The organism is Microbacterium rhizophilum, assembly GCF_039605615.1.
GTDB lineage: Bacteria > Actinomycetota > Actinomycetes > Actinomycetales > Microbacteriaceae > Microbacterium > Microbacterium rhizophilus.
The window spans coordinates 100,406-121,265 of sequence record NZ_JBCNUN010000001.1; the positions used below are offsets into that span (position 1 = coordinate 100,406).

The 20,860-nt window shown below is 69.1% G+C and carries 26 protein-coding genes; 23 read left to right on the forward strand and 3 right to left on the reverse strand.

What is annotated here, in order from left to right; all coding sequences use genetic code 11:
* Positions 1-10: 10 nt before the first annotated feature.
* From AAD528_RS00545 to AAD528_RS00655, 23 genes are all read left to right on the forward strand, one after another.
* Positions 11-661: a hypothetical protein gene (locus tag AAD528_RS00545; protein ID WP_345750096.1), complete on the forward strand. Its 651-nt coding sequence runs from the start codon at positions 11-13 to the stop codon at positions 659-661.
* Positions 648-1,514, forward strand: coding sequence for a hypothetical protein (locus tag AAD528_RS00550; protein WP_345750097.1), 867 nt, complete (start codon positions 648-650; stop codon positions 1,512-1,514). Before AAD528_RS00545 ends, AAD528_RS00550 begins: the two co-directional genes overlap by 14 nt.
* Before the next feature lie 932 nt (positions 1,515-2,446).
* The gene (locus tag AAD528_RS00555) at positions 2,447-2,767 is read left to right on the forward strand and encodes a V-type ATP synthase subunit E family protein (RefSeq protein ID WP_345750098.1); all 321 of its coding nucleotides are present in this window, start codon (positions 2,447-2,449) and stop codon (positions 2,765-2,767) included.
* 74 nt (positions 2,768-2,841) lie between these two features.
* Positions 2,842-3,438, forward strand: a complete 597-nt coding sequence (locus tag AAD528_RS00560; protein WP_345750099.1) for a hypothetical protein — start codon at positions 2,842-2,844, stop codon at positions 3,436-3,438.
* Positions 3,425-5,083 carry a terminase large subunit domain-containing protein gene (locus AAD528_RS00565; protein ID WP_345750100.1) on the forward strand — a complete coding sequence of 553 codons (1,659 nt, stop codon included), beginning with the start codon at positions 3,425-3,427 and terminating at the stop codon, positions 5,081-5,083. The genes AAD528_RS00560 and AAD528_RS00565 overlap by 14 nt, the downstream gene beginning before the upstream one ends.
* 13 nt (positions 5,084-5,096) lie before the next feature.
* Positions 5,097-6,482, forward strand: coding sequence for a phage portal protein (locus tag AAD528_RS00570; RefSeq protein WP_345750101.1), 1,386 nt, complete (start codon positions 5,097-5,099; stop codon positions 6,480-6,482).
* Positions 6,460-7,836, forward strand: a complete 1,377-nt coding sequence (locus AAD528_RS00575; RefSeq protein WP_345750102.1) for a VG15 protein — start codon at positions 6,460-6,462, stop codon at positions 7,834-7,836. Before AAD528_RS00570 ends, AAD528_RS00575 begins: the two co-directional genes overlap by 23 nt.
* Before the next feature lie 213 nt (positions 7,837-8,049).
* On the forward strand, positions 8,050-8,700 hold the full coding sequence (locus AAD528_RS00580; protein ID WP_345750103.1) for a hypothetical protein: 651 nt from the start codon (positions 8,050-8,052) through the stop codon (positions 8,698-8,700).
* Positions 8,701-8,702: 2 nt separating this feature from the next.
* Positions 8,703-9,101 carry a hypothetical protein gene (locus tag AAD528_RS00585; protein ID WP_345750104.1) on the forward strand — a complete coding sequence of 133 codons (399 nt, stop codon included), beginning with the start codon at positions 8,703-8,705 and terminating at the stop codon, positions 9,099-9,101.
* Between the two features lie 17 nt (positions 9,102-9,118).
* Positions 9,119-10,135, forward strand: coding sequence for a major capsid protein (locus AAD528_RS00590; protein WP_345750105.1), 1,017 nt, complete (start codon positions 9,119-9,121; stop codon positions 10,133-10,135).
* Positions 10,136-10,196: 61 nt separating this feature from the next.
* Positions 10,197-10,712 carry a hypothetical protein gene (locus AAD528_RS00595; RefSeq protein ID WP_345750106.1) on the forward strand — a complete coding sequence of 172 codons (516 nt, stop codon included), beginning with the start codon at positions 10,197-10,199 and terminating at the stop codon, positions 10,710-10,712.
* Positions 10,713-10,714: 2 nt separating this feature from the next.
* Positions 10,715-11,134, forward strand: a complete 420-nt coding sequence (locus tag AAD528_RS00600; RefSeq protein ID WP_345750107.1) for a hypothetical protein — start codon at positions 10,715-10,717, stop codon at positions 11,132-11,134.
* Positions 11,131-11,553, forward strand: coding sequence for a DUF6093 family protein (locus AAD528_RS00605; RefSeq protein WP_345750108.1), 423 nt, complete (start codon positions 11,131-11,133; stop codon positions 11,551-11,553). The genes AAD528_RS00600 and AAD528_RS00605 overlap by 4 nt, the downstream gene beginning before the upstream one ends.
* Positions 11,554-11,565: 12 nt before the next feature.
* Positions 11,566-12,024 carry a hypothetical protein gene (locus AAD528_RS00610; RefSeq protein ID WP_345750109.1) on the forward strand — a complete coding sequence of 153 codons (459 nt, stop codon included), beginning with the start codon at positions 11,566-11,568 and terminating at the stop codon, positions 12,022-12,024.
* Positions 12,021-12,452 (forward strand): hypothetical protein, encoded by a 432-nt coding sequence (locus AAD528_RS00615; RefSeq protein ID WP_345750110.1) that lies wholly within the window; start codon positions 12,021-12,023, stop codon positions 12,450-12,452. Before AAD528_RS00610 ends, AAD528_RS00615 begins: the two co-directional genes overlap by 4 nt.
* The gene (locus tag AAD528_RS00620; protein ID WP_345750111.1) at positions 12,452-12,664 is read left to right on the forward strand and encodes a hypothetical protein; all 213 of its coding nucleotides are present in this window, start codon (positions 12,452-12,454) and stop codon (positions 12,662-12,664) included. The genes AAD528_RS00615 and AAD528_RS00620 overlap by 1 nt, the downstream gene beginning before the upstream one ends.
* Before the next feature lie 62 nt (positions 12,665-12,726).
* The gene (locus AAD528_RS00625) at positions 12,727-13,239 is read left to right on the forward strand and encodes a phage tail tube protein (protein WP_445974731.1); all 513 of its coding nucleotides are present in this window, start codon (positions 12,727-12,729) and stop codon (positions 13,237-13,239) included.
* An 85-nt stretch (positions 13,240-13,324) separates the two neighbouring features.
* A complete protein-coding gene (locus AAD528_RS00630) occupies positions 13,325-13,969 on the forward strand; it encodes a hypothetical protein (protein ID WP_345750113.1) in 645 nt (214 codons plus the stop codon).
* A 65-nt stretch (positions 13,970-14,034) separates the two neighbouring features.
* The gene (locus AAD528_RS00635) at positions 14,035-14,262 is read left to right on the forward strand and encodes a hypothetical protein (protein ID WP_345750114.1); all 228 of its coding nucleotides are present in this window, start codon (positions 14,035-14,037) and stop codon (positions 14,260-14,262) included.
* Between the two features lie 33 nt (positions 14,263-14,295).
* A complete protein-coding gene (locus AAD528_RS00640) occupies positions 14,296-17,046 on the forward strand; it encodes a phage tail tape measure protein (protein ID WP_345750115.1) in 2,751 nt (916 codons plus the stop codon).
* Positions 17,047-17,056: 10 nt separating this feature from the next.
* Entirely contained in the window at positions 17,057-17,833 is a 777-nt protein-coding gene (locus AAD528_RS00645) for a hypothetical protein (RefSeq protein ID WP_345750116.1), read from the forward strand.
* Between the two features lie 11 nt (positions 17,834-17,844).
* Positions 17,845-18,930, forward strand: a complete 1,086-nt coding sequence (locus AAD528_RS00650; RefSeq protein WP_345750117.1) for a hypothetical protein — start codon at positions 17,845-17,847, stop codon at positions 18,928-18,930.
* The gene (locus AAD528_RS00655; RefSeq protein WP_345750118.1) at positions 18,917-20,020 is read left to right on the forward strand and encodes a M23 family metallopeptidase; all 1,104 of its coding nucleotides are present in this window, start codon (positions 18,917-18,919) and stop codon (positions 20,018-20,020) included. The genes AAD528_RS00650 and AAD528_RS00655 overlap by 14 nt, the downstream gene beginning before the upstream one ends.
* Here AAD528_RS00655 and AAD528_RS00660 read toward each other — a convergent pair.
* The 3 genes from AAD528_RS00660 to AAD528_RS00670 are packed head-to-tail and all read right to left on the reverse strand — an operon-like array spanning position 20,017 to position 20,812.
* A complete protein-coding gene (locus AAD528_RS00660) occupies positions 20,017-20,463 on the reverse strand; it encodes a hypothetical protein (protein WP_345750119.1) in 447 nt (148 codons plus the stop codon). The two genes, AAD528_RS00655 and AAD528_RS00660, sit on opposite strands and share 4 nt — an antisense overlap.
* Complete coding sequence (locus AAD528_RS00665) at positions 20,460-20,675, reverse strand: hypothetical protein (RefSeq protein WP_345750120.1); 216 nt, start codon at positions 20,673-20,675, stop codon at positions 20,460-20,462. Before AAD528_RS00665 ends, AAD528_RS00660 begins: the two co-directional genes overlap by 4 nt.
* The gene (locus tag AAD528_RS00670) at positions 20,672-20,812 is read right to left on the reverse strand and encodes a hypothetical protein (RefSeq protein ID WP_345750121.1); all 141 of its coding nucleotides are present in this window, start codon (positions 20,810-20,812) and stop codon (positions 20,672-20,674) included. Before AAD528_RS00670 ends, AAD528_RS00665 begins: the two co-directional genes overlap by 4 nt.
* Positions 20,813-20,860 lie beyond the last annotated feature (48 nt).

Consider the following 20,860-nt stretch of genomic DNA (forward strand, 5'->3'; position numbering starts at 1 on the left):
GGCGCCCAGCGTGCTCGGGCTGCCGGCCGAGGCGGCGCCCACTGCGTGGGGCCTGCGGTTCCTGGTCGGGGTGGAGAACCGGCTGCTCGTGGATCCGCAGCGGATCGCGGCGATGCTGTACCCGGCGGAGCCGCGCGCGGCCGCATCGGAGCGGGTGGTGCTGCACATCCTGATGCTCGAGGAGGCCGGGCACCTGCGCACATGGGTGCAGGACGGCCGCGAGTGGCTTGCACTGCTCGTCCCGTTCGAGTCGCCCCCGAGCGCCTTGCAGGCGCCGCCGGCGCCGCCGGCGCCGTCCGTGTCGTTCACCGAGCCGCCCCTATTTTCAACGGCTGGGGAGAGAGAGGAAGAGAGAGAGGAAGCGCGGGCGAGGGCGCGCGAGAGAGCGCGGGCGCAAGCCGCCGCCGAGGACCAGGCACGCTCGGAACGCTGGGCAGCCTGGGAAGCCGAGTACGCCACCAGCACCAAGCCGCTCCGACCCCTGCGTCCTGCGCTCCTGGATGCTCCGCCCATCGGCTGCGCCGAGCATCCGGAGGGAACGCGGGAGCCCTGCGGTCCGTGCGGCACAGCGAGGGAGCGTCGGAGGGCGTTCCTCGTGAAGCAGCAGTACGTCGAGCAGCTGTCGATCTTCGAGGAGAGGTGGGGCGATGACCCGTTCTGACGACCAGGGGTGCATCCGCGGGTGCATGGCGGATCACTTCGCCGCCTGCCCGGCCTACGGGAACCCGGAGGGCACGTGCCCCGGATGCGCGCCGGCCCCTCGCGTCGACGGGACGCTGATCTGCGATCGCTGCTACCGACGCCTGCGGTTCCTGCTGCACAGCGCGAGTGACATCCTCGGCCGGATGCGCACGCTCGCTCAGCAGGGCAAGGCGGTCGTCTACTCGGCGGCGCCGGCCTCGTCGGGCTCGGGTGCGCCGGATCAGGTCGACGCGGACCTCCTCGAGGCAACGCACGTGGTCGCCGCGAAGCTCAAGCGGTGGGGCGGCTGGATCCGCAACGGCCGGGCCACGCTCGACGCTGCGCTGAGCGACGAGGGCGTGGCTCGCGACCTGATCGCGGACCTCCTCGAGTTGCACGAGCGACCGGCAGACGCGGACGAGTCGTACACCGGGTGGCCGATCGCGGAGTGGACGCTCGCCGACGCGCACGCGCGGTGGGGGATCGAGCGCCGTGACCGGTACGTCTATCCGGCCGAGGAGGAGCCCGGCGTCGTCGTGGTCACGCCGGTGCGCGAGTGGTACGACCCGCTCCTGCAGTTCGCGGACGCGGCGAAGCGTGCGGGTATCTCCGAGCGCCAGCTGCGGACCTGGGTGAAGGACGAGGTGATCGAGCCCGTGGCCAAGCTGCGAACTGCTGGCGTCCTGCGCGACAAGAGGGGACGCAGTTCGCAGGGGCAGACGATTGTGTGGTTCAAGGCGTCCGACATCGACGCCGCGGCCGCGGTGATGGCTGGGCGCCAGGCGGCGACTCGATTGAGACGACACGCCGAAGAAGCGATGGGATCCGCGTAGTTCCAGGTACTTCCACAACGCGTGTTACGCTGTGCGTGCACAAGAACTATGACCAGAGAGCCTCACCTTCGGGTGGGGCTCTCGGCGTTTCTGGTGCTCGTCCCGCCGCCACACGTTCACGACTCCGGCACCGGGCCCCGTCGCCACGACCGCGCGACCGCTTCGTGGGGAAGCGATCGATAACGCGCAGCGAACTCCTCACGGGCGCCACCTGCATCCACGGATCGATGTGGGCCAGGCGGGACGCCACTCTTCACCCGCTCGAGGGGAATAGCCCATGGTCGCTCTGCGCGCCGGGACCCGCTGCGCATGCGGCGAGGTGATGTACCCGCACCAGTCTCGGAAGGTGCTCGTCTGTACGCACTGCGATGCGTCGTGCGAGATCGCGAATTGCCCGCGGTGTCGCGGCTTCCAGATCGGTTCCCGGGTGAAGAACGATTCCAACTGGAACCCAGCCGGCATGTACACGGAGCACGCATGATCCTCTGCTGGCTCGGCATCCACCGCGGGCGCTACATGTTTCGTCGGCGCGACGGATCCCGTCTACGACTACGTCCGGACCTGCACGCGATGCCGGGTGCAGCGTCGCCACCTCTGATCCATGCGTGTCTGCGCTGAGCCCGGGTGTCCGGAGCTCGTGGAGGCGGGCCGTTGCTCGGCGCATCGCCGCGAGCGTGAGCGTGCGCGCGGCAGTCGACAGCAGCGCGGCTATGACGCGAAGCATGACCGGCGCCGCGCATGGTGGGCGCCGAGGGTCGCGACAGGCCGCGTCAGATGCTGGCGGTGCGAGCAACTGATCCGACCCGATGAGGCATTCGACCTCGGTCACGACGACCACGACCGCGGACGCTACCGCGGCCCCGAGCACGTGACGTGCAACCGCAGCGCCGGCGGACGAGCGGCGCACTCCACCCCGTGAACAGGAGAACACCATGGCACGTCGCCTCAAGCCTGAACTCCACTCGCCGATCATCGGCACCGAGCCCGCGACGAGCGTCGAGGACATCCGTCAAGCGGTCCGCGAGCACGTCGAGGAAGCGCAGGCCGACACGGACGCGCGGATCGACGCGCTGACCCAACGCATCGAGAACGACGCTCGGGATCGTGCGGCGCTCATCGGCCATCGCAACCAACTGCAGGCGTGGCTCGACCAGAACGCCGAGCGGCCCCCGATCATCGTCAACCCCGCCCCTGGCATCGACGCCACCGCGGTTGCCCAGGTCGCCGCACGCACTCTCCGCACGACTCGCTGAGGCCCCGGTGCGGCCCGCCTCCGAGGGGGTGGGGGAGGGACCCCAAGAGCGGACCTCACCGTACCGCCGGGGAGGTGGAAAAAGTCCCGGTCAGGTTCAAAACGTTTGCGGTTCTGGGGGTGGTGGGGATGACCTCTGGTGGTACTCGCGGCCGCTCCGGGCCAGCGCCGGACCCGAACGCACTGCGTCGCGATCGCAAGGATGATGCTGCATGGGTCACCCTTCCGATCGAGGGATACGTCGGTGATGTTCCCGAGTTCCCGCTGACGAAGATCGCGATCTACGACGTGTATGTCGTCGATAAGAAGCGCATCAAGGAACTCAACGTCGAAGCCACCGAGCAGCGATGGCAGGACGAGCTCGACCTCTGGGCCGAGCTGTGGGAGAAGCCGCAGGCGTACCAGTGGTCCAAGCTCGGGCTCGAGCTGCAGGTGGCTTCCTACGTCCGCGCCTTTCACGACTCCGTCGCCGCCGGCGCCCCGGCGAGCATGAAGACCGCGGTACTTCGGATGAGCGCGGAGATCGGTCTGTCCCTGCCGGGGATGCACCAGCTGCGGTGGAAGTTCTCGACGGATGAGCTTGCGGCTCGGCGCGAGGAGGTGGCTCCCCGTGTCAGCGTTCGCCGTTCTTCGATGAAGGACCGGTTGAGGGCTGTCAATGGAAGCGACTGAGACGCTCGGCGTCGCGGCGGCGTGGATCGAGTCGCACTGCGTCATCCCGGACCAGGAGCACCGTGGCGAGCCGTTCGCGCTCGGTTCGGAGCAGTTCGCGTTCGTGGTGAACCACTACCGGGTGCGCCCGGACGCGACGCCGGCGCGGATCGTGAAGCCGGTGGATGCGTTCGTGTTCCGCCGGTCGCTGCTGGTGCGTGCGCAGAAGTGGGGGAAGTCGCCTCTCGTCGCGGGCTTCGTGTGCCTCGAAGGTGTGGGGCCCGCGACGTTCGCCGGACGTGCTGAGGGCGGCGAGGTCTACGACTGCCGGGACTTCAGATGCGGATGCGGATGGGGCACCGAGCGCAGCGCGTTCGAGCCGTACGTGTTCGAGCCGGGCGAGCCGATGGGCAAGCCGTGGGCGACGCCGCTGATCCAGATCACGGCGACCACCGAGGACCAGACGGACAACACGTACGACGCGTTGCGGCCGATGATCGAGCTCGGCCCGCTCGCGGACGTGATCCCGAAGACGGGTGAGGAGTTCATCCGTCTGCCGGGTGGCGGTCGGATCGACGCGGTGACGTCGAAGGCGAACTCCCGCCTGGGCCAGCGGATCACGTTCTCGGCGCAGGACGAGACGGGCCTGTGGTTGGAGACGAACGGCGGCCACAAGCTCGCGCGCACGCAGCGTCGTGGTCTGGCGGGCATGGGCGGTCGCTCGATCGAGACGACCAACGCCTGGAACCCGGCGGAGAACTCGACAGCGCAGCAGACGTACCAGTCCAAGGCGCGCGACATCAACAAGGACTTCCAGCAGCCGCCCGCGGACCTCGACTTCGCCAAGAAGGCGGATCGCCGGAAGATCTTCGCGTTCAACTACCGCGCGGCGCCGTGGGTATCGATCAACGCGATCGAGCGCGAAGCCGCCGAGCTCATCGAGACCGACCCGGCGGACGCCGAGCGGTTCTTCGGCAACCGGATCGTGTCCGGCGCGGGCTCCTGGATGGACATGGCGAAGTGGAAGGGCAAGCGCGCGGACCCGCCGATCCTGGTGGCCCCGCGCACGCGCGTGTGCCTGGGCTTCGACGGGTCAGACAACGATGACTACACCGGCATCCGGCTCGAGACGCTGTCCCAGCACCAGTTCACGCCGACGTACGGCGACGCGAACCTGCCGACGCAGTGGGAGCCGGCCGACTGGGGCGGGCGCATCCCGCGCGCCGAGGTGAATGCCGCCGTCGACGAACTCGCGAAGCGGTACGAGATCGTGCGCGCATACTGCGACGTGCAGATGTGGGAGTCGGAGATCGACCAGTGGGCGGCCGAGTACGGCGAGAGCGTGTTCATCGGCTGGCGCACAGAGCGCGTCACCGCAGCGCACGGCGCGCTCGAGCGGCTACGCGGCGACGTCTACAACGACGAGTCGCCCTTCACGCATGACGGTGACCCGCAGACGGAGACACACGTGCGCAACGCGATCGTGCGTGCCCGGAAGCTCGATCCGCTGACGAAGCGGCGGGTGTACATCCTCGGCAAGCCGTTGGAGCACCAGAAGATCGACTACGCCATGTCCTCGGTGCTCGCGCACGAGGCGGTGATGGACGCCATCGCTGCTGGCGAGAAGCCGGAGAAGCGGCGATCGAAGGTCCGCGTGTGGCGATGACAGGAGGTGGACGTTGACGGAACTCGACGAGGCTCAGCGGCTGTCCCGGATCCTGTCGCGCGAGCGCCGGCCGCTGGAGCGGTTCGACGCGTACTACGAGGGCGAGCAGCCGCTGCGGTTCGTCTCGCCGGTGCTCGAGCGGGAGCTCGGCTACCGGCTCTCGCCGATCGTGCTGAACCTCGCCCTGTTCGCGGTGGAGGTCTACGAGAACCGCCTCGATATCGAGGGTTTCCGTGTCGGCGCCGGCACGGAGTCGGACGACGAGCTCTGGGATGCGTGGCAGGAGAACGAGGGACCGTTCGTCTCGCAGCAGGTCACCCAGGAATCCCTCGCGCTCGGCCGCGGCTACGCCATGGTCGGGCCCGGCGAGGGCGACGACGACGCCCCGGTGCTGACGATCGAGTCCCCCTTCGACGCGATCCACGAGGACGACCCGCGGACCAAGCGTGTCCGCCACGGCATCAAGCGCTGGACGGACCCGGACAAGGTCCGATGGATGACCTACCTCCACCAGGAGGGCACCATCACCTGGCGTCAGCGGCGCGGCGACTGGATCGAGGACGACAGCACCGAGGGCAACGAGCAGCGCCTGTGCGCGCTTGTGCCGCTGATGAACGACGCGCGCGTCCTCGGCCGTCACCGTCCCGGGAAGTCGGACCAGCGTCTCGGGCGCCCGGTGTTCCAGCCGATTCTGTCCCCGCTGGACGCGCTCAACAAGGAAGCGTCGGACATGATGGTGTCCAGCGAGTTCCACGCGCTCCCGCGCCGCTGGGCGACCGGCCTTGACGAGGACGACTTCGTGGGCGAGGACGGCAAGCCGCTCAACACGTTCTCGATGATCGCGGGCCGCATGTGGGGCACCGAGTCGGAAAAGGCCAAGTTCGGGCAGTTCCCCGAGGCCGCGCTGACGAATTTCCACGAGACGATCAAGCTGCTGATGCAGATCGTCGCGATGCAGCTCGGTCTCCCGGCGCACTACCTGCTGTTCCAGGGCGACAACCCGCCGTCGGCCGATGCCATCCGATCCTCGGAGGCGCAGCTGGTCAAGCGCGCCGAGCGGAAGCAGCAGGCGTACGGCGTGCGGTGGGAGCAGGTGCAGCGCCTCATGCTGATGGAGCTCGGTCGCGCGGAGGACGCGCGCCCGAAGAACATCGAGACGATCTGGCGTGACCCTTCGACGCCGACCATCGCGCAGAAGGCCGACGCGATCGTGAAGCTGGTGCAGGCGAAGGACTTCTCCGGTCGTTCGATTCTCCCGATCGAACAGGCACGGCAGGACCTCGGCTACACGCCGATGCAGCAGGAGCGCATGCGCGACTGGGACCAGAACACGGTCCTGGACGCGCAGATCGCGGCGTCGCAGAGGGAGCTGGAAGATGCTGCCGCAGGCGGCGTCTGACCAGTACCGGGCGCAGCAGAAGGTCACCGGCACGACCGCCACGGCGGTGCGCCGCCTCTGGTCGACGATCGGCGACGACTTCGACGAGTGGGGGCGTGTCCGGGACCAGGCGCTCGGCGTCGTGGACGCGGGGCGGCGCGCGGCGGTAAGCCTCGCGCTTCCATACACCGCGGCGGTGCTCGAGGAGACCGGGCAGAACGCCGCGGCGACCGGGGCCCTGTCGGCCGCTGCGTTCGTGACCACGGCGCCGGACGGCCGCGACCTCGGGTCGCTGTACGACACGGCGGTGATCAAGGCCAAGACGGCAGTGAAGCAGGGCACGGCGCCCGCGCTCGCGCGCGACGTCGCGGGCCGCTGGCTGACGATGACGACGCTGACCGTCCTCGCGGACACGCGCCGCGAGGTGTTCGCCGCCGACATCACCCAGCGCCCCGCGCTGACCGGCTACGTGCGGATGCTGAACCCGCCCAGCTGCAGGCGCTGCGCGATCCTCGCGGGCCGCTGGTACCGGTGGAACGAGGGATTTCAGCGACACCCGCGGTGCGACTGCCAGCACATTCCCGCGGTCGAGGATGTCGGCGGAGATCTGCGCACCGACCCGTACGCGTACTTCCGGAGCCTGTCGGTCGCCGAGCAGGACGCGGTGTTCGGCGCTGCGGAGGCGCGCGCGATCCGCGACGGCGGCGACATCTACCGTGCCGTGAACGTCTCCAACCGCGGCCTCGCGACCGCACGAAGCGCGCGCCGGTACGGCACACCGTCCCGGCTGACCATCGAGGACATATACGCGAAGTCGAATGGGGACCGGGCGCGCGCGATCGCGATGATGCGCGATGAGGGATACATCCTCCCGCGTGGACAGGTCGCGGTGCGCTACGCACCGGGCGTCCGCACGGACGCGCAGGTGCTCGCCGCGGGCCGCGGTGGGGGGACGTTCCTGGTCGGTGACCAGCGGGTCGTCACCGGGCGCGCGCAGCGGTTCGATGCTGCAGCGTCGGGGCAGCGGGATCCGCTGAACCGGGCGACGATGACGGCCGCCGAGCGGCGCCTGTACGACGCCACCTACCGGCTCGAGTACGCCCGCCGCAACGGGTACGTCCCGCGCTCAGTGGGCTTGAACAGCGCCGACGCGGCGTCGGGCGCGCGCGGTGTCGTCGCGACACCGGAGCGCATCGAGCAGCTGGAGGCCGAGCTCGCGCGGCAGATCACCGGGATCGACCCGAAGAAGACGCCCGGCCTGTACCGCCTGATGCAGGCCCTCGGGTTGGACAGCGACGCGGCCGCAGTGGTCTTCGACCGGATCCGGCTGCAGAACGTCGCCCGCGCCACCGCGAACCCGCGGCGGCGTCGGTGACCCCCGGGAGGGGCGTCAACGCGGTTTCTCATCGGCACCGCGAAGGCTGCCCATGACGCGTGTCTCTGTTCGCGCGAGGTACACCTGCGCCCCTCCCACCCCACTCTTCCCCGCTGTCTCGGCGGGTAGCGCTACGCGAGCGTGATCGCGGTCGGCCGACGGGCCCTAAACGGTGATGGCCGACGGGCCGTAAGCGGAAAGGTCACACACGACATGAAGCGCAACGCGTTCGGGCAGCTGATGCCCGCATCCCTGCACATCCGTTCGTTCTTCTCGGACGACGGTGCCGGCGCCGGAGGCGGCGACGGTGGCGAGGGCAAGGGCGGAGACGGCGACAACGCCGGCTCCGAGTTCAAGCCCCCGGCCTCGCAGGAGGAGTTCGACCGCATCGTTCGTGAGCGGGTGGCGCGCGCTGAGCGCAACGCCCGGGAGGACGAGCGGAAGAAGCTCACCGCCGAGCAGCAGAAGCCCGAGGACAAGGGCGGCAAGAAGGACGACGACGGCAAGCCGTCGGGGGTCACCGAGACCGACGTCGACAAGCGCATCGCCGATGCGCTCGCGGCGAAGGACAAGGAGCTCGCGATCGAGCGCGTCAGCGATCGTCTCGACAAGGCGCTCGAGGGCCGCGTGGTCTCGGCGTCGAAGCTGTTCAGCCTCGACCGCGCGCAGTTCGTGAAGGACGACGGGAAGACCGTCGACGACGCGGCGCTCGCCGCCTGGGTCAAGGACAACTCGGCGGAGGCCCCCAAGGCCGACCGTCGACTCCGCGGCCAGGGGGAGCGCGACGTGTCCGCATCGGGCGGATCCGTCCAGTCCGGTCGTGACCTGTTCATCAGCGAAAAGAAGCCCACACGAAAGGACTGACCATGCCCAAGCTCCGCACGGAGAACTTCGGTAGCGGTGACCAGTCGTGGCTCGGTTCGACGCACGGCATCCGCAATGCGCGCACGGAGATCCTCGACATCTCGGCCTTCACCGCCGCCAACCACTACCCGGACGGCTACATCCCGTCCGGCACGCCCGTCGCCAAGGTCGGCGGGATGCTCGTGCCCTACGACCCCACGGTCGGCACGGTCACGGGCGCCGGCGTGCTCGCCGGTCACATCCTCACCGATCAGAAGGTCGTGGGGACCGCCGACTTCGGCGTCCCGCTGTTCGACCACGGCCGCGTGATCGCGGCCAAGGTCGCGGCCATCCTGTCCGCCTGGTCCACCTTCGTCGCTCCCATCGCGACGAAGAACGCCACGAACATCGTCTACGTCTGACGGGGAAGGGATAGATCATGGCCCTCTGGACCGACATCATCGACCCCGCTGAGCTCACCGGCTACGTCCGCGAGGCTCAGGAGGACTACGAGCGCAACCAGGGCACCCTGGCGCGCTGGCTCCCGAACCGTGAGGTGCCCGACATCGTCGTGCGCTTCCGCAAGGGGCAGAACGGTCTCGTCGCCGAGGCGACGTACCGCGCGTACGACGCGGAGCCCGAGATCGGCAAGCAGCCGACCGGTCAGCGCATCGTGCTCGAGCTGCCCGCCCTGTCGCAGAACATCCCGGTCAGCGAGTACGACCAGCTGCGCACCCGCAACGCGTCGGACGACACGCTCCGCCGCTCCATCCTGAACACGGCCCGCCAGGTCGTCCGCGCGATCTCGGATCGCGCGGAGCGTCTGCGCGGCATCGTGATCAACACGGGCGTCGCGACGATCCCCGAGATCGGCGCGGCCGACAGCTTCGGACGGTCGGCGTCGCACGACGTCAACGCCCCGTCGCTGTGGACCACGGCCAGCGTGGACCGCATCGGGTTCCTCGAAGACATCATGGACGTCTACGAGTCGACGAACGGCACCTCTCCCGGTGCCCTCGTCATGACCCGCCGCGTGTTCCGCGCGCTCGCCGCCGGCGACCAGTTCCGCACTCTGTTCGCGGGCGGCAGCCGTCCGGCCACCGAGCAGCAGGTGCGCGATGTGATCACCGGAGCGGGTCTGCCGGACATCCACATCTTCAACCGTCGGACGTCGGCGGGCCGCGTACTCGACGACAACAAGCTGTTCCTCCTGCCGGAGCCGGTCGAGCCGGACGACTGGCAGGCCACGGAGCTGGGCGCGACGTTCTGGGGTCAGACGCTGACCTCCACGGACGAGCGCTACGGCCTCGAGGAGTCGGAGCAGCCCGGCATCGTCGCGGGCGTGTACCGCGGTGAGAAGCCCCCGATGATCGCTGAGGTGGTCGGCGACTCGATCAACCTCCCGGTCCTCGCGAACGCGAACCTGTCCCTCGCGGCGACGGTCCTGTCGTCCTGACCCATCCGCGGTGGGGAGTCGTCCTGACGGGCGGCTTCCCACCGCTGTGGAAGGAGCCATCATGGCGAAGCTGAACACGACCGTCGTCATCCGCGACGAGAACAGCGTGACGCACGTGCTCGGCCCGGACTCGGAGATCCCCGAGTGGGCGGAGAAGGTCATCACGAACCCGAACGTCTGGGCCGAGGCGCCCACGAAGCGCAAGGCGAGCAAGGGCAAGACGGCCGCGAAGAGCGCGCCGAAGCCCGAACCGGAGCCCGACGAAGACGACTCCGAGGCCGACGAGATCGTCTCCGACGACGCCGACGGCGACGCCGTCGAGCTCGTCGGTGACCGGGTCGAAGACGGCGACGACACCCCGGCCGAGGTCGAGGGCGCGTCGACCGGCGACGACGACACTCCGGTGATGGACGTCGCGATCCCGCCGAAGGGTGGCAAGGGCTCCGGCAAGGCTGAGTGGCGCGCGTACGCGCTCGCCGCGACCGCGGCCGCCGGCCTGAACATCGACATCCCGGAGGACGCGACGCGCGACGACATCGTCGAGGCGCTCGAGTCGGCCGACATCCCGACGGAGTGATCATGGCGTGGCCGACTGTTCAGGCGAGCGACATCGCCGACCGGTGGCGTCCGCTCACCGAAGCTGAGCAGGCGGTCGCAGCCAAGCGCATCGAGGACGTGGAGGCGGAGCTGCAGGACGAGCTCCGCCTCCGCGGCGTCGATGGCACTCCTGGCATCCCGCCGCTGGCATCTCCGGATGCCGTCGATGCGTGGGAGAGCCGGTACCGGGTGACGATCGTGGACGCGGTGCGCCGCTACCTCATCAACCCGGACGGGTGGCTCGAGGAGCGCGAGGCGATCGACGACTACGACCGCACGCGCCGCCGCGACAAGTCCGTCTCCGGCGGGCTCGTCTACCTTTCCGACGACGAGATCGACAAGCTCGTCCCACGTCGCCGCCGCAAGCGCGGCGCGTTCTCGATCCACCTGGGGCAGTCGTGATCGGCTACACCCCAGACATCGTCCTACGCGGCCGCGAGCTCGCGCTCACGCGCATGCGCGCCACCGTGCGCGTCTCCCGCGCCGGCGCCCCCGTCCGCGACCCCGCGACGGGCACCGTGACCCCGGCGCTGACTCTCGTCTACGAGGGCCCCGCCGAGCTGCAGATCAGCGACACGGATCCGACGGGGAACGACGTCGCCGGGCAGCGGATCGCCGAGCAGGGCCCGCTCGTGAAGCTGCCCATGATCGGCGAGCACGCAGCCGCGGCTGCGGCTGTCCAGTTCGACGACGTCGGCCAGGTGATGACCGACCCCGACAACCCGGGGAACGTCGGCATCCGCTTCAAGGTCGCCGGCCGCCACCTCAAGTCGCACGCCACCGCTCGTCGTCTCCCCGTGGAGGTCGTGAGCCCCACCTGATCGGAGCAGAGCATGGCCGACGTCGACAACTCGGACCTGTCCAAGCTCGCCTCCGACCTCGGATCCCTGCCGGAGCAGACGGGGAAGTTCGCGATGCAGGCGCTCGAGGTAACAGCGCGGAACGTGCGCGACACCGCGCGGGAGAACGCCCAGGGTCTGGAGCACGCGCCGGCCTTCCCCTACTCGATCACCTACGACGTCGGCATCGGATACGACCAGTCCCTCGGCCAGGCGGCCGCATCGCTCGTCACCGGGTCGATCCGCTCGGCTCGGGCATCGACGCTCACGGCGGAGATCGGCCCGGACAAGGAGCGCCCGCAGGGCGCGCTCGGCAACCTGATCGAGTACGGCTCGAGGAACAACCCGCCCCAGGGCATCATGCACGGCGCGCTGCAGGCCAACGAGGCCGACTTCGAGCGCGGCATCGACCGCGCGATAGACGACGGCCTGCGATCGGCGGGCCTGCTGTGAGCGCGTTCGTCACCGAAGCGGACCTCATCGAGCGGCACGTCACCGCGCTGCTCAACCGCATACGGAGCGATGAGCAGCTGGCGGACGCGGTGTTCGACGGGGACGTGCACGGCGATCCAGACCGGTACGTGAACGTCTGGCACGATACCGGGTTCTTCACCCCCCGGACGATCCTCGGTGAGCACCAGGACGTCGACGTGTCGTTCACGCTCCACGCGGTCGGCCGCGACCGCTGGCAGGCGACGTGGGTGGACGGCCGAGTACTGGCGCTCCTGAATGACCACATCCTCACCGTGCCCGGCCGCCGGTGCTTCGCGCTGCAGCCAGCCGGTACCCAGCCAGTCCAGAAGGACACGAGCATCCCCACCGATCCGCGGTTCCTCGCGGTACGTCGCTACATCCTCCACTCGATCCCGAGGAGCAGTTGATGACCAAGTACATCCGCGTGAAGTCCAAGGCCACCAAGCACGAGTTCGACCTGCCTGTGCAGCTGTTCGACGACGAGCTCTACACGCGTGTCGACCCGGATCGATATCCGGAGACGCCGCGCCCGCGTCGCCCGAAGACGTTCCTGCCGCTCGGCAAGCGCGCGAAGACGACCGCCTCACCCGATCTCGCCGACCGCGAGTCGGCTTCCTGACCTCTCCGTGAACTCACCCAATCCGCCCCGTCAAGGGCACCCATCCTGAAAGGAGAACGCTCATGTCGTTCACTCTTCCTACGGCTGTCCAGGCCCGGGGCTCCCGTCGCCACGTGTTCATCTCGGGACCGGTCGCAGATCTCGACGCGATCACCCTCGCCGAGGTGAACTCCGGCGTCATGCTGTCCTGCTACCTGACGGTCAACGGCGCGCAGATCACCGATGAGCAGACGGTGATCGTCGACGGCCGCGCCTGCTCGACGCAGGACCTGCAGCTCGAGGGCAACGAGACGGTCAACGTCGCGCTGGACTACGTGTACAACGTGGCCGAGCCGACCGAGGACGTCGCCCGTACCACGCTCGCACGGGGCGTGGAGGGCGTGCTCGTCGAGGTCGTGCAGGTCGATCCGGACGTCGAGGACGTCTTCACGGTCGACAACTGGTACCGCGCCGTCGCGATCCGAGCAGGCAAGCAGGTCCCGGTGCCCGTGGAGGACAACGCGGTCGACCGCATCCATCAGCCCGCGTTCGTGCGCAGCAAGCTCACCGAGCTCAAGCAGTTCGCCGCCGCGTAAACGCTCCGGCCCGCCCAGTTTTCACGGGGCTGGGCGGGCCGGCCTTCCCTCATCCCGTGAACTCATCCCGTGAAGGAGTACACCCGTGTCCGATCTTCTTGACCGTCTCGCGCAGCGCAAGATGCCGCAGCAGGACGTCCGAATCTGCCTCGACCCCGCGCTGCTCGAAGAGCACGCACGCGCGAAGAACGCACTCGTGCGTGCCATCACGAACAAGGACAAGGCCGAGGAGAGCGACGGCCGCATGATCTCCGCGAAGCCGGCAGGTGTCGCCGAAGCGCGCCGCGCCGTCGCCGACGTCGAGACCCGCATCAACGCCGCGTCGCTTACCCTCCGCATCATGGGCGTCGACCGTGCCACCTACAACGGGTGGATGCTCGCCTGCCCGCCCCGCAAGAACAAGCAGGAGCCGTTCGACTCCTCGAAGTTCTTCATGCACGCCGCGAAGAACAGCGCCGTCTACGTCGACGGCGCCGGCGCGGAGCACGAGATCACCGCCGAGGAGTGGGCGCTGATCGACAAGAACATGACCGACGGCGAGCACGACCGCATCGCCCAGGCCGTCATCTACGTCAACCGCAGCCTCGGCGGCCAGGACGTCGGTTTTTTCGAGAACGGCTCCGACACGACCACCGACTCCTTCGGGATCTCCGGGTCGCGCGGAGCCTCGGCATCGCCCCGCGCCGTCTCTGGGGCTGGGAGCCGGAAGAGGTCCGCGTCGCGGAAGTAGACCCGCAGGGCCGACAGATCGTCCACGTCACGCGCGAGCCGGAGTTCGACCAGGAGCAGTACGCCATGCTCACCGCGCTCGCCGAGTACGAGGCGGGCCTGAACTCGCACGGCATCCCGCTCGATGAGGCGACGTCGCCGGACGGCGACCCGAACAACCCGGCGGCGTCATTCCACTGGGAGGCGCGGGTGGTGCGGGACTTCTCCATCGATGCGATCGAGCAGCGGGAGAAGGACTTCAAGGACGACCCGTCCCGCGCCCGCATCTTCACGGCGGTGCGCGTCGATCACTAGCGGCAGGTAGCCGCTCCACGCCGGGAGGTGCTGATGGCCGATCGCACCGTCCGGGTCAGTCTCGTCCTCCAGGCGCAGGGATACTTCCAGGGCATCGACCAGGCTGCCAAGAAGACCCGCGAGCTCGGCACCGAGACGGAGAAGCTCGAGCAGAAGCGGCAGGCCTTCGAGTCGCTCGGCCGCTCGGCGATCGGGTTCGGCGCGGCGGTCGGCGTCGGTGTCGGCATGGCGGTGTCGAAGTACGCCGAGTTCGACCAGCAGATGTCGTACGTGCAGGCGGCCACGCACGAGACCGCGGCCAACATGGACCGGCTGCGCCAGGCATCCCTCGAGGCGGGCGCGCAGACCGTCTACTCCGCCACCGAGGCGGCCGGGGCCGTAGAGGAGCTCGCGAAGGCGGGCGTGTCCACCAGGGACATCCTCGGCGGCGGGCTGAAGGGCGCGCTGGACCTCGCGGCCGCCGGCGGCCTTGCCGTGGCGGACGCGGGATCGATCGCCGCGACGGCGCTGAAGACGTTCGGCCTGCGCGGCTCCGAGATGACGCACGTCGCGGACCTGCTCGCCGCGGGCGCCGGCAAGGCGCAGGGATCCGTCTCCGACATCTCGCAGGCGCTGTCACAGGCGGGCACCGTCGCGTCGTCGACGGGCCTCTCGCTGGAGGAGACGACGGCGGGCCTGGCGGCGTTCGCCGAGCAGGGCATCCTCGGATCCGACGCGGGCACCAGCTTCCGGTCGATGCTGATGCGGCTCACCCCGCAGTCCAAGGAAGCCGAAGACGCCATGCGCGAGCTCGGCGTCAGCGCCTACGACTCCAAGGGCGAGTTCATCGGCCTGGAGGCGTTCGCGGGGAACCTTTCGGGCGTGTTCGGCGAGATGGACACCGAGGCGCGCAACGCCGCCCTCGGCGTCATCTTCGGCTCCGACGCGATCCGCGCCGCCAACATCCTCATCGACAACGGCTCCGCAGGCATCCGCAACTGGATCACCGCCGTCGACGACCAGGGATACGCGGCCGAGACCGCCTCCATCCGGCTCGACAACCTCCGCGGCGACTGGGAGGCGCTCACCGGCTCCGTCGACACCGCCATGATCAGCATGGGCGAGGCCGCGGACGGCCCGCTGCGCATGTTCGTGCAGGGACTCACCGGCCTGGTGAACGGCTTCAACGAAGCCCCGGACTGGCTCAAGGACGTCGGCACCTACGCGGGCCTCGCGGGTGCCGCGATCGGCGTTGCCGGCGGGCTGGCGCTGCTGGCCGTGCCGAAGGTCGCGGGCCTGCGAACGACCTTCTCGAACCTCAACCTGTCCATGGGGCGCACCGCGCTCGCCGGAGGCGCTGTCGGCCTGGCGCTGATGGCCGTGATCGGCGTGGTCGCAGCCGTCGCAGCCGAGCAGGAGAAAGCCCGCCAGAGCGCGAAGTCGTACGCGGACACCTTCACAGAGGGCGCGGGCAAGATCACCCAGTCCGCGCGGGAGCTCGCCGCTGAGAACCTCTCGGAGGCGGACGGCGGATTCCTGGGACTGGGTAACCTCACCCACGGCGGAAAGAGCGCCCTCGACTTCGCCGACCAGCTCGGGATCGCGATGGACGACGTGATCGACGCCGCGACGGGGGGAGACGCCGCTGTCGAGGCGTTCTCTGCACGGCTCGACGAGATCGTCGCGAAGAACCCGGAGTACACCGCAGCCGCAGCTCTGCTCGAGGCTGCGGTGCGGGACGAGAACGGCGTGGTCGAGAAGGGTGCTGGCCTCGCCAAGCAGAAGGCCGATGCGACGGGCGCCGCGGGCGACGCGGCATCCACCGCGGCCGCTCAGTACCTCGAGGAATCCGCCGCCGTCGAGGACGTGAATGGCGAGCTGCAGGGCCTGATCGACAAGCTCAACGAGCTCAATGGTGTCGGGCAGGACGCGATCAGCACGAACGCGAACTACCGCGCCGCGCTCGCCGAGGTTGACGAGACGATCAAGAAGGCGCATGAGGGCGCCGACGGGTACTCGACGTCGCTGGATGCAGCGACGGAGGCGGGGTCGAAGAACCAGCAGATGTTCGCCGACCTCGCGCGCGACGCGCAGGAGGCAGCGACCGCGCAGTTCGAGCTCGACGGGAACACGCAGGCGTACCGGGAGTCGCTTGAGAACGGCCGTCAGGCGCTCGAGGACCGCATCACGGACCTGACCGGCAACAAGGATGCCGCGAAGGCCCTCGCGGATCAGATCTTCCAGATCCCGTCCGAGACGGAGTGGAAGGTCATCGCGGAGACGCAGGAGGCGAAGGACAAGGCCGGCGAACTGCAGGCGATCATCGACGGGCTGCACGGCAAGTCGATCACCGTCAACGTGAACACGGTGTACCCCAACGGGACGCCGCTGTCGCAGACGCAGATCGACGCGCAGCTCGGCAGCGCGGTCGGGATCGGCGTCGTGCCGCCCGATCACGCGGCGGGCGCGTTCTACCAGCGCGGCAAGCTGAAGGACCTCGCGGCCGGCGGCTGGGCCAACGCGGTTCCAGGCGGCCTGATGCGGGTCGCCGAGGCGGGCTACGACGAGGCGATCATCAGCACCGACCCAAAGTACCGCTCGCGGTCGCTCGGGCTGATGGGCGAGGTCGGGAGCCGGATCGGCGCCTGGCAGTCGGCCCCGTCCTACGTGCTCGCGCAGCAGTCGGGCGCCGGCGGTGGGGGCCGCGAGGTGCACGCGCCGATCACGATCCAGCAGCGCCCGGGTGTCTCGGACGGGCGGATCGCGCAGGTGGCAGCCGAGGAGCTGGCGTTCAAGCTGAAGTGAGGGGGTCGTGATGGCCGATGAGCTGCTGATCATGACCCCCCACGGAGGGAAGTTCGTCGGCGACGATCGACCGGGCGTGCGGTACACGGTTGAGCGCGGCAAGCTCACCGGCTGGTTCGAGCGGCCGGGGGTGAAGCAGGAGCGCACGGAGAAGATGCAGGGGAATGGCAACTTCCTCGCGCCCGCATGGCGCCAGAGCAAGCTCCCCGCGTGGGAGGGTCTGATCCTCACCGACTCGCTGGCTCAGCAGAACAAGGCGATCAGTGACCTCGCGCCGCTCCTCGGGGACGGTGATCTGATCCGGCTGACCGTGCGGTCGCCGGAAGGGCCTGTGGCGGAGACATGGGCGGATGCGCAGCTGGACGACGCCCCGACGCCCGAGGTGCTCGTGCCGGGACGAGTCGCGCGGTACCGGGTGCGGATGTACTGCCCGGGGTCGTTCCGCTACGGCGAGGAGCACACGTTCTCGTCCGGTGAGGCCGCCTCCCATCGCGGCTCGACGGACGCGCTGCCGTCTTTCGAGGTGACCGGATCGATGCCCTCGGGCTACGCGATCGAGTCGAGCCTGGGGACGTTCACGGTGACGCAGGCGCTCACGTCGGGACAGAAGCACACCATCGACTTCGCTGACGGCGGGCTCGTGTACCGCAACGGTGCGCTGCAGCGCGGCGTGTACGCGCATCCTCGACAGCTCTGGGCGATCGAGAAGGGCGCGCACGTCGTGCACACCCTCGACCCGGTCTCCGGGTCCGGATCGCTGACGGTGAAGCTGCTCGACACGTTCTGAGGGGAGTCCAGATGTGGGAGTTCTGGATCCACGAGACGCGTACGGGCGATCTCGTCATGCCGGTCGAGCCGATGCAGAGCCGAGCGAACCGGACGCTTGACGGGACCGGCACAGGACAGCACGTCCTCGCCGGTCAGCAGCTCGGCCGGTCGTTGATCAAGGAGATCCTGGTCGGCAACCGCTACTCGCTGGCGATCGGATGGGCGGGCACCACCCACTGCGCCTACGACGGGGTGATCCTCGGCCGGCGCATCAACGAAGCCACCGGCCAAGTCGCGCTGCGGACGAAGGAGCTGCCGTCCGCGATCCTCGCGCGCCGATCGTTCTTCGGCGTGAACCAGTACGACGCGGAGGACGGGAAGTTCGCGATCACCGGACGGTCGTTCGCGACCGCGGCGAGCATGATCCTTCAGGCGGGCATGGCGCCCTCCTCGGAGTGGTCGCTGCCGATTGACGCGCTCGCGAACACGTCCGGGCCGTTCTCCGCCGAGTGGCTGCACGAGGAAGCGCTGAAGGTCGGCGACATGATCGAGCAGATCCGCGATGAGGGATACGAGGTCGACCTGCGACCGTATTTCTCGGGACAGCAGGTGCGGCACGCGCCGCGGATCGCGCAGGCCATCACGCACGGCACGGCGACCGAGGTGGTCGCCGGTGGACCGGGCATCGTCGGACTCGCAAGTCTCGAGGTCGATCACGACTGGTCGGAGCAGCTGACCGGCGTGGGCGGCTTCGGAAACGGCACGGGCGAGGACAAGCTCTACCGCTACGCGCCGGCGACGGGCTCGGGCGCGACGGTCGATCCGGTCATGGACGACTTCGTGCACTTTCAGGACCTGGAGGACACGACACGCCTGCAGCGCGCGGCGACCGCGCACTACGAGGCGCACAAGGGCCCGGTGGAGCAGACGACGTTCTCCCTGCCGATGTGGACGTACGCGGAGGGGCCCGCTGTCGCGGATCCGGGCCGTGTCCTCGACCTGTGGTCGTACGGGGCGCTCAGCCTCGATGACGGGCTGACCAAGAAGCGCACGGTGGCGCTCGAGATGGACCTGAGCACGATCGTGCGTCCGGAGGTGCAGAGTGTCGCGGCTTGACCCTCTGAAGTCCCTGCGGCGCGACATCAAAACGATCTACCGCATCCTCGCTGCTCGCAACCTGGAGAACTCGACCGTCAAGGACGGGATGATGCGGTTCGTCCGCGGCATCCTCCGGATGGAGGAGAACTCGCGGCTCGAGCTGTATGGAGTCCTGCAGGTGATCGGGCAGATCCTGCTTCAGGGTCCGATGACGGTGAGCGGTGCGAACGCGAAGATCACGGTCGGGAACGTGGTGATCGAGCCGACGGGGAACGGCAGGATCACGGTTGGCGTCGGATCTGCGAAGGTCGTGCTGGACGGGTCGACGGGCAAGATCACCGCGGGGAACATGACCATCGACCCGACCACGGGTGGTGGTGCGGTGACGTTCGCGAACGGCACCCAGCTTTACTCGTCGACCGCGGGGAAGCAGATCGAGATGTTCTCCGGGCAGACGCACGTGACAGTCCGGGAGCACACGGTCACAGTCGGCACGAGCAACTTCGGAGTCACCATCGCTGACGGTGACTCTGTGCTCGAGGATGGGATCTATCCCACTGGGCTCCCGGAGATGAGCGCAGACCATCTGCTCGGGCTCAATGACGGCCGGATGGTGAAGGTCGCCGGGTACGGCGACGGCGGTGGCGGCACGCCGCCCGAGCTGAACCCGGAGGGCTACATCTGGCCCGCTGATCCGGCGCTATACGGGATCTCTGACAACTACGCGGCTCACATCGCGCGCGGTTCACTTGAGCCTGGTGTCGACGTGATGACGCCGCCTGGCACACCGATCTATGCTCCGGCAGATGGCACGGTAGCTGCGATCCATACGACGACGGACGGCGCAACCGGACGGTATGTCACGCTCCGGACAGATGGCGATGCCTGGTTCCGGATCCTGCATCTGTCGTCCGTTGCGGTCAGCGCCGGCGCGGTTGTCGCTCAAGGCGCGATCCTCGGCTACTCCGGTGCCTCGGGGTTTGGCAGCGAGAACGGCTACCGCCCGCACGCGCACATCACGTTCTGGTCGGGGCCGTCGAGCTCGATGCCGGCGTTCTCCGCAACCGAGGACCTCGAGGCGTACATGGCCGCGCAGGATGCAGGCTAAGGGCAGAGGTGAGCGCGCGCGTTCGACCAGAACTGCGCGGCCTGCTCAGTCGTCGCCCCGGGAAGATCGCCGGATGCCGCATAGTCGGCTGCGGCGCTCACTTCGCATGCAGTCTGCGCCGCCGCGAGGATCTGCTCGTCTGAGACAGCCAGGTCGCGCAGGTCTCCGACACGGGTAACCCGAATCAGCTCCGCCTCCGCCGCGCTGTACGTCGGCGCGGGCGTCGTCTCGACCGGCTCAGCGCTGGGCCCCGCGCTCGCCGCGGGCTCGGTCGTATCGGTGGCCTCGGGTGCCGGCGTCGTCTCTGCGGGCGCCGGCGTCTCGGTGGCCACGGCCGCGGGCGTTTCGACTGGCTCGGGCTGGTTCAGGGCGTAGGCGGTGCCGCCTCCGATGGCGGCGACGGCGAGCACAGCACCGAGCGCGGCGATGGTGCTGGTCTTCATGCCTGGTCCGTCTCGGTCTGGTGGCCGGCCTCGGCCTGGCGCGCCCACTCTGCACGCTGCGCCTCGCGCGCGGCCTTGGTGGCGATCTCTTCCTGTAGGCGGAAGTGGGCGGCGACGATCGCGGCCTTCACGGCGGCGTAGATCACCCAGTACAGGATGCCGAGAGTCACGGCGATCAGTACCAGCAGCAAGAGGATGTCGAGCGCGTTCATGAGTGTTCCTTCACGTCCTGAGTGATGAGGCGGCGCAGTCGCCCGCTGGCGGTCTCGCCGTCCGCGCGGGCGATCCGTTCGAACGCGGTCCACGTGTCGTCGTCGATGCGGACCTTGCGGACCGGTGTCTCTGCCATGTCCCGAACTGTAGGTCCAGTGTGGCCACAATGTCAAGAGGGAGTTTC

What these genes read in the sequence shown, in the direction of transcription:
- AAD528_RS00550 (WP_345750097.1), top strand. Translation starts at nt 648, where the DNA reads ATGACCCGTTCTGACGACCAGGGGTGCATCCGCGGGTGCATGGCGGAT.
- AAD528_RS00555 (WP_345750098.1), top strand. Translation starts at nt 2,447, where the DNA reads ATGGCACGTCGCCTCAAGCCTGAACTCCACTCGCCGATCATCGGCACC.
- AAD528_RS00565 (WP_345750100.1), top strand. Translation starts at nt 3,425, where the DNA reads ATGGAAGCGACTGAGACGCTCGGCGTCGCGGCGGCGTGGATCGAGTCG.
- AAD528_RS00575 (WP_345750102.1), top strand. Translation starts at nt 6,460, where the DNA reads ATGCTGCCGCAGGCGGCGTCTGACCAGTACCGGGCGCAGCAGAAGGTC.
- AAD528_RS00580 (WP_345750103.1), top strand. Translation starts at nt 8,050, where the DNA reads ATGAAGCGCAACGCGTTCGGGCAGCTGATGCCCGCATCCCTGCACATC.
- AAD528_RS00585 (WP_345750104.1), top strand. Translation starts at nt 8,703, where the DNA reads ATGCCCAAGCTCCGCACGGAGAACTTCGGTAGCGGTGACCAGTCGTGG.
- AAD528_RS00590 (WP_345750105.1), top strand. Translation starts at nt 9,119, where the DNA reads ATGGCCCTCTGGACCGACATCATCGACCCCGCTGAGCTCACCGGCTAC.
- AAD528_RS00595 (WP_345750106.1), top strand. Translation starts at nt 10,197, where the DNA reads ATGGCGAAGCTGAACACGACCGTCGTCATCCGCGACGAGAACAGCGTG.
- AAD528_RS00600 (WP_345750107.1), top strand. Translation starts at nt 10,715, where the DNA reads ATGGCGTGGCCGACTGTTCAGGCGAGCGACATCGCCGACCGGTGGCGT.
- AAD528_RS00610 (WP_345750109.1), top strand. Translation starts at nt 11,566, where the DNA reads ATGGCCGACGTCGACAACTCGGACCTGTCCAAGCTCGCCTCCGACCTC.
- AAD528_RS00620 (WP_345750111.1), top strand. Translation starts at nt 12,452, where the DNA reads ATGACCAAGTACATCCGCGTGAAGTCCAAGGCCACCAAGCACGAGTTC.
- AAD528_RS00625 (WP_445974731.1), top strand. Translation starts at nt 12,727, where the DNA reads ATGTCGTTCACTCTTCCTACGGCTGTCCAGGCCCGGGGCTCCCGTCGC.
- AAD528_RS00635 (WP_345750114.1), top strand. Translation starts at nt 14,035, where the DNA reads ATGCTCACCGCGCTCGCCGAGTACGAGGCGGGCCTGAACTCGCACGGC.
- AAD528_RS00640 (WP_345750115.1), top strand. Translation starts at nt 14,296, where the DNA reads ATGGCCGATCGCACCGTCCGGGTCAGTCTCGTCCTCCAGGCGCAGGGA.
- AAD528_RS00645 (WP_345750116.1), top strand. Translation starts at nt 17,057, where the DNA reads ATGGCCGATGAGCTGCTGATCATGACCCCCCACGGAGGGAAGTTCGTC.
- AAD528_RS00650 (WP_345750117.1), top strand. Translation starts at nt 17,845, where the DNA reads ATGTGGGAGTTCTGGATCCACGAGACGCGTACGGGCGATCTCGTCATG.
- AAD528_RS00660 (WP_345750119.1), bottom strand. Translation starts at nt 20,463, where the DNA reads ATGAAGACCAGCACCATCGCCGCGCTCGGTGCTGTGCTCGCCGTCGCC.
- AAD528_RS00665 (WP_345750120.1), bottom strand. Translation starts at nt 20,675, where the DNA reads ATGAACGCGCTCGACATCCTCTTGCTGCTGGTACTGATCGCCGTGACT.
- AAD528_RS00670 (WP_345750121.1), bottom strand. Translation starts at nt 20,812, where the DNA reads ATGGCAGAGACACCGGTCCGCAAGGTCCGCATCGACGACGACACGTGG.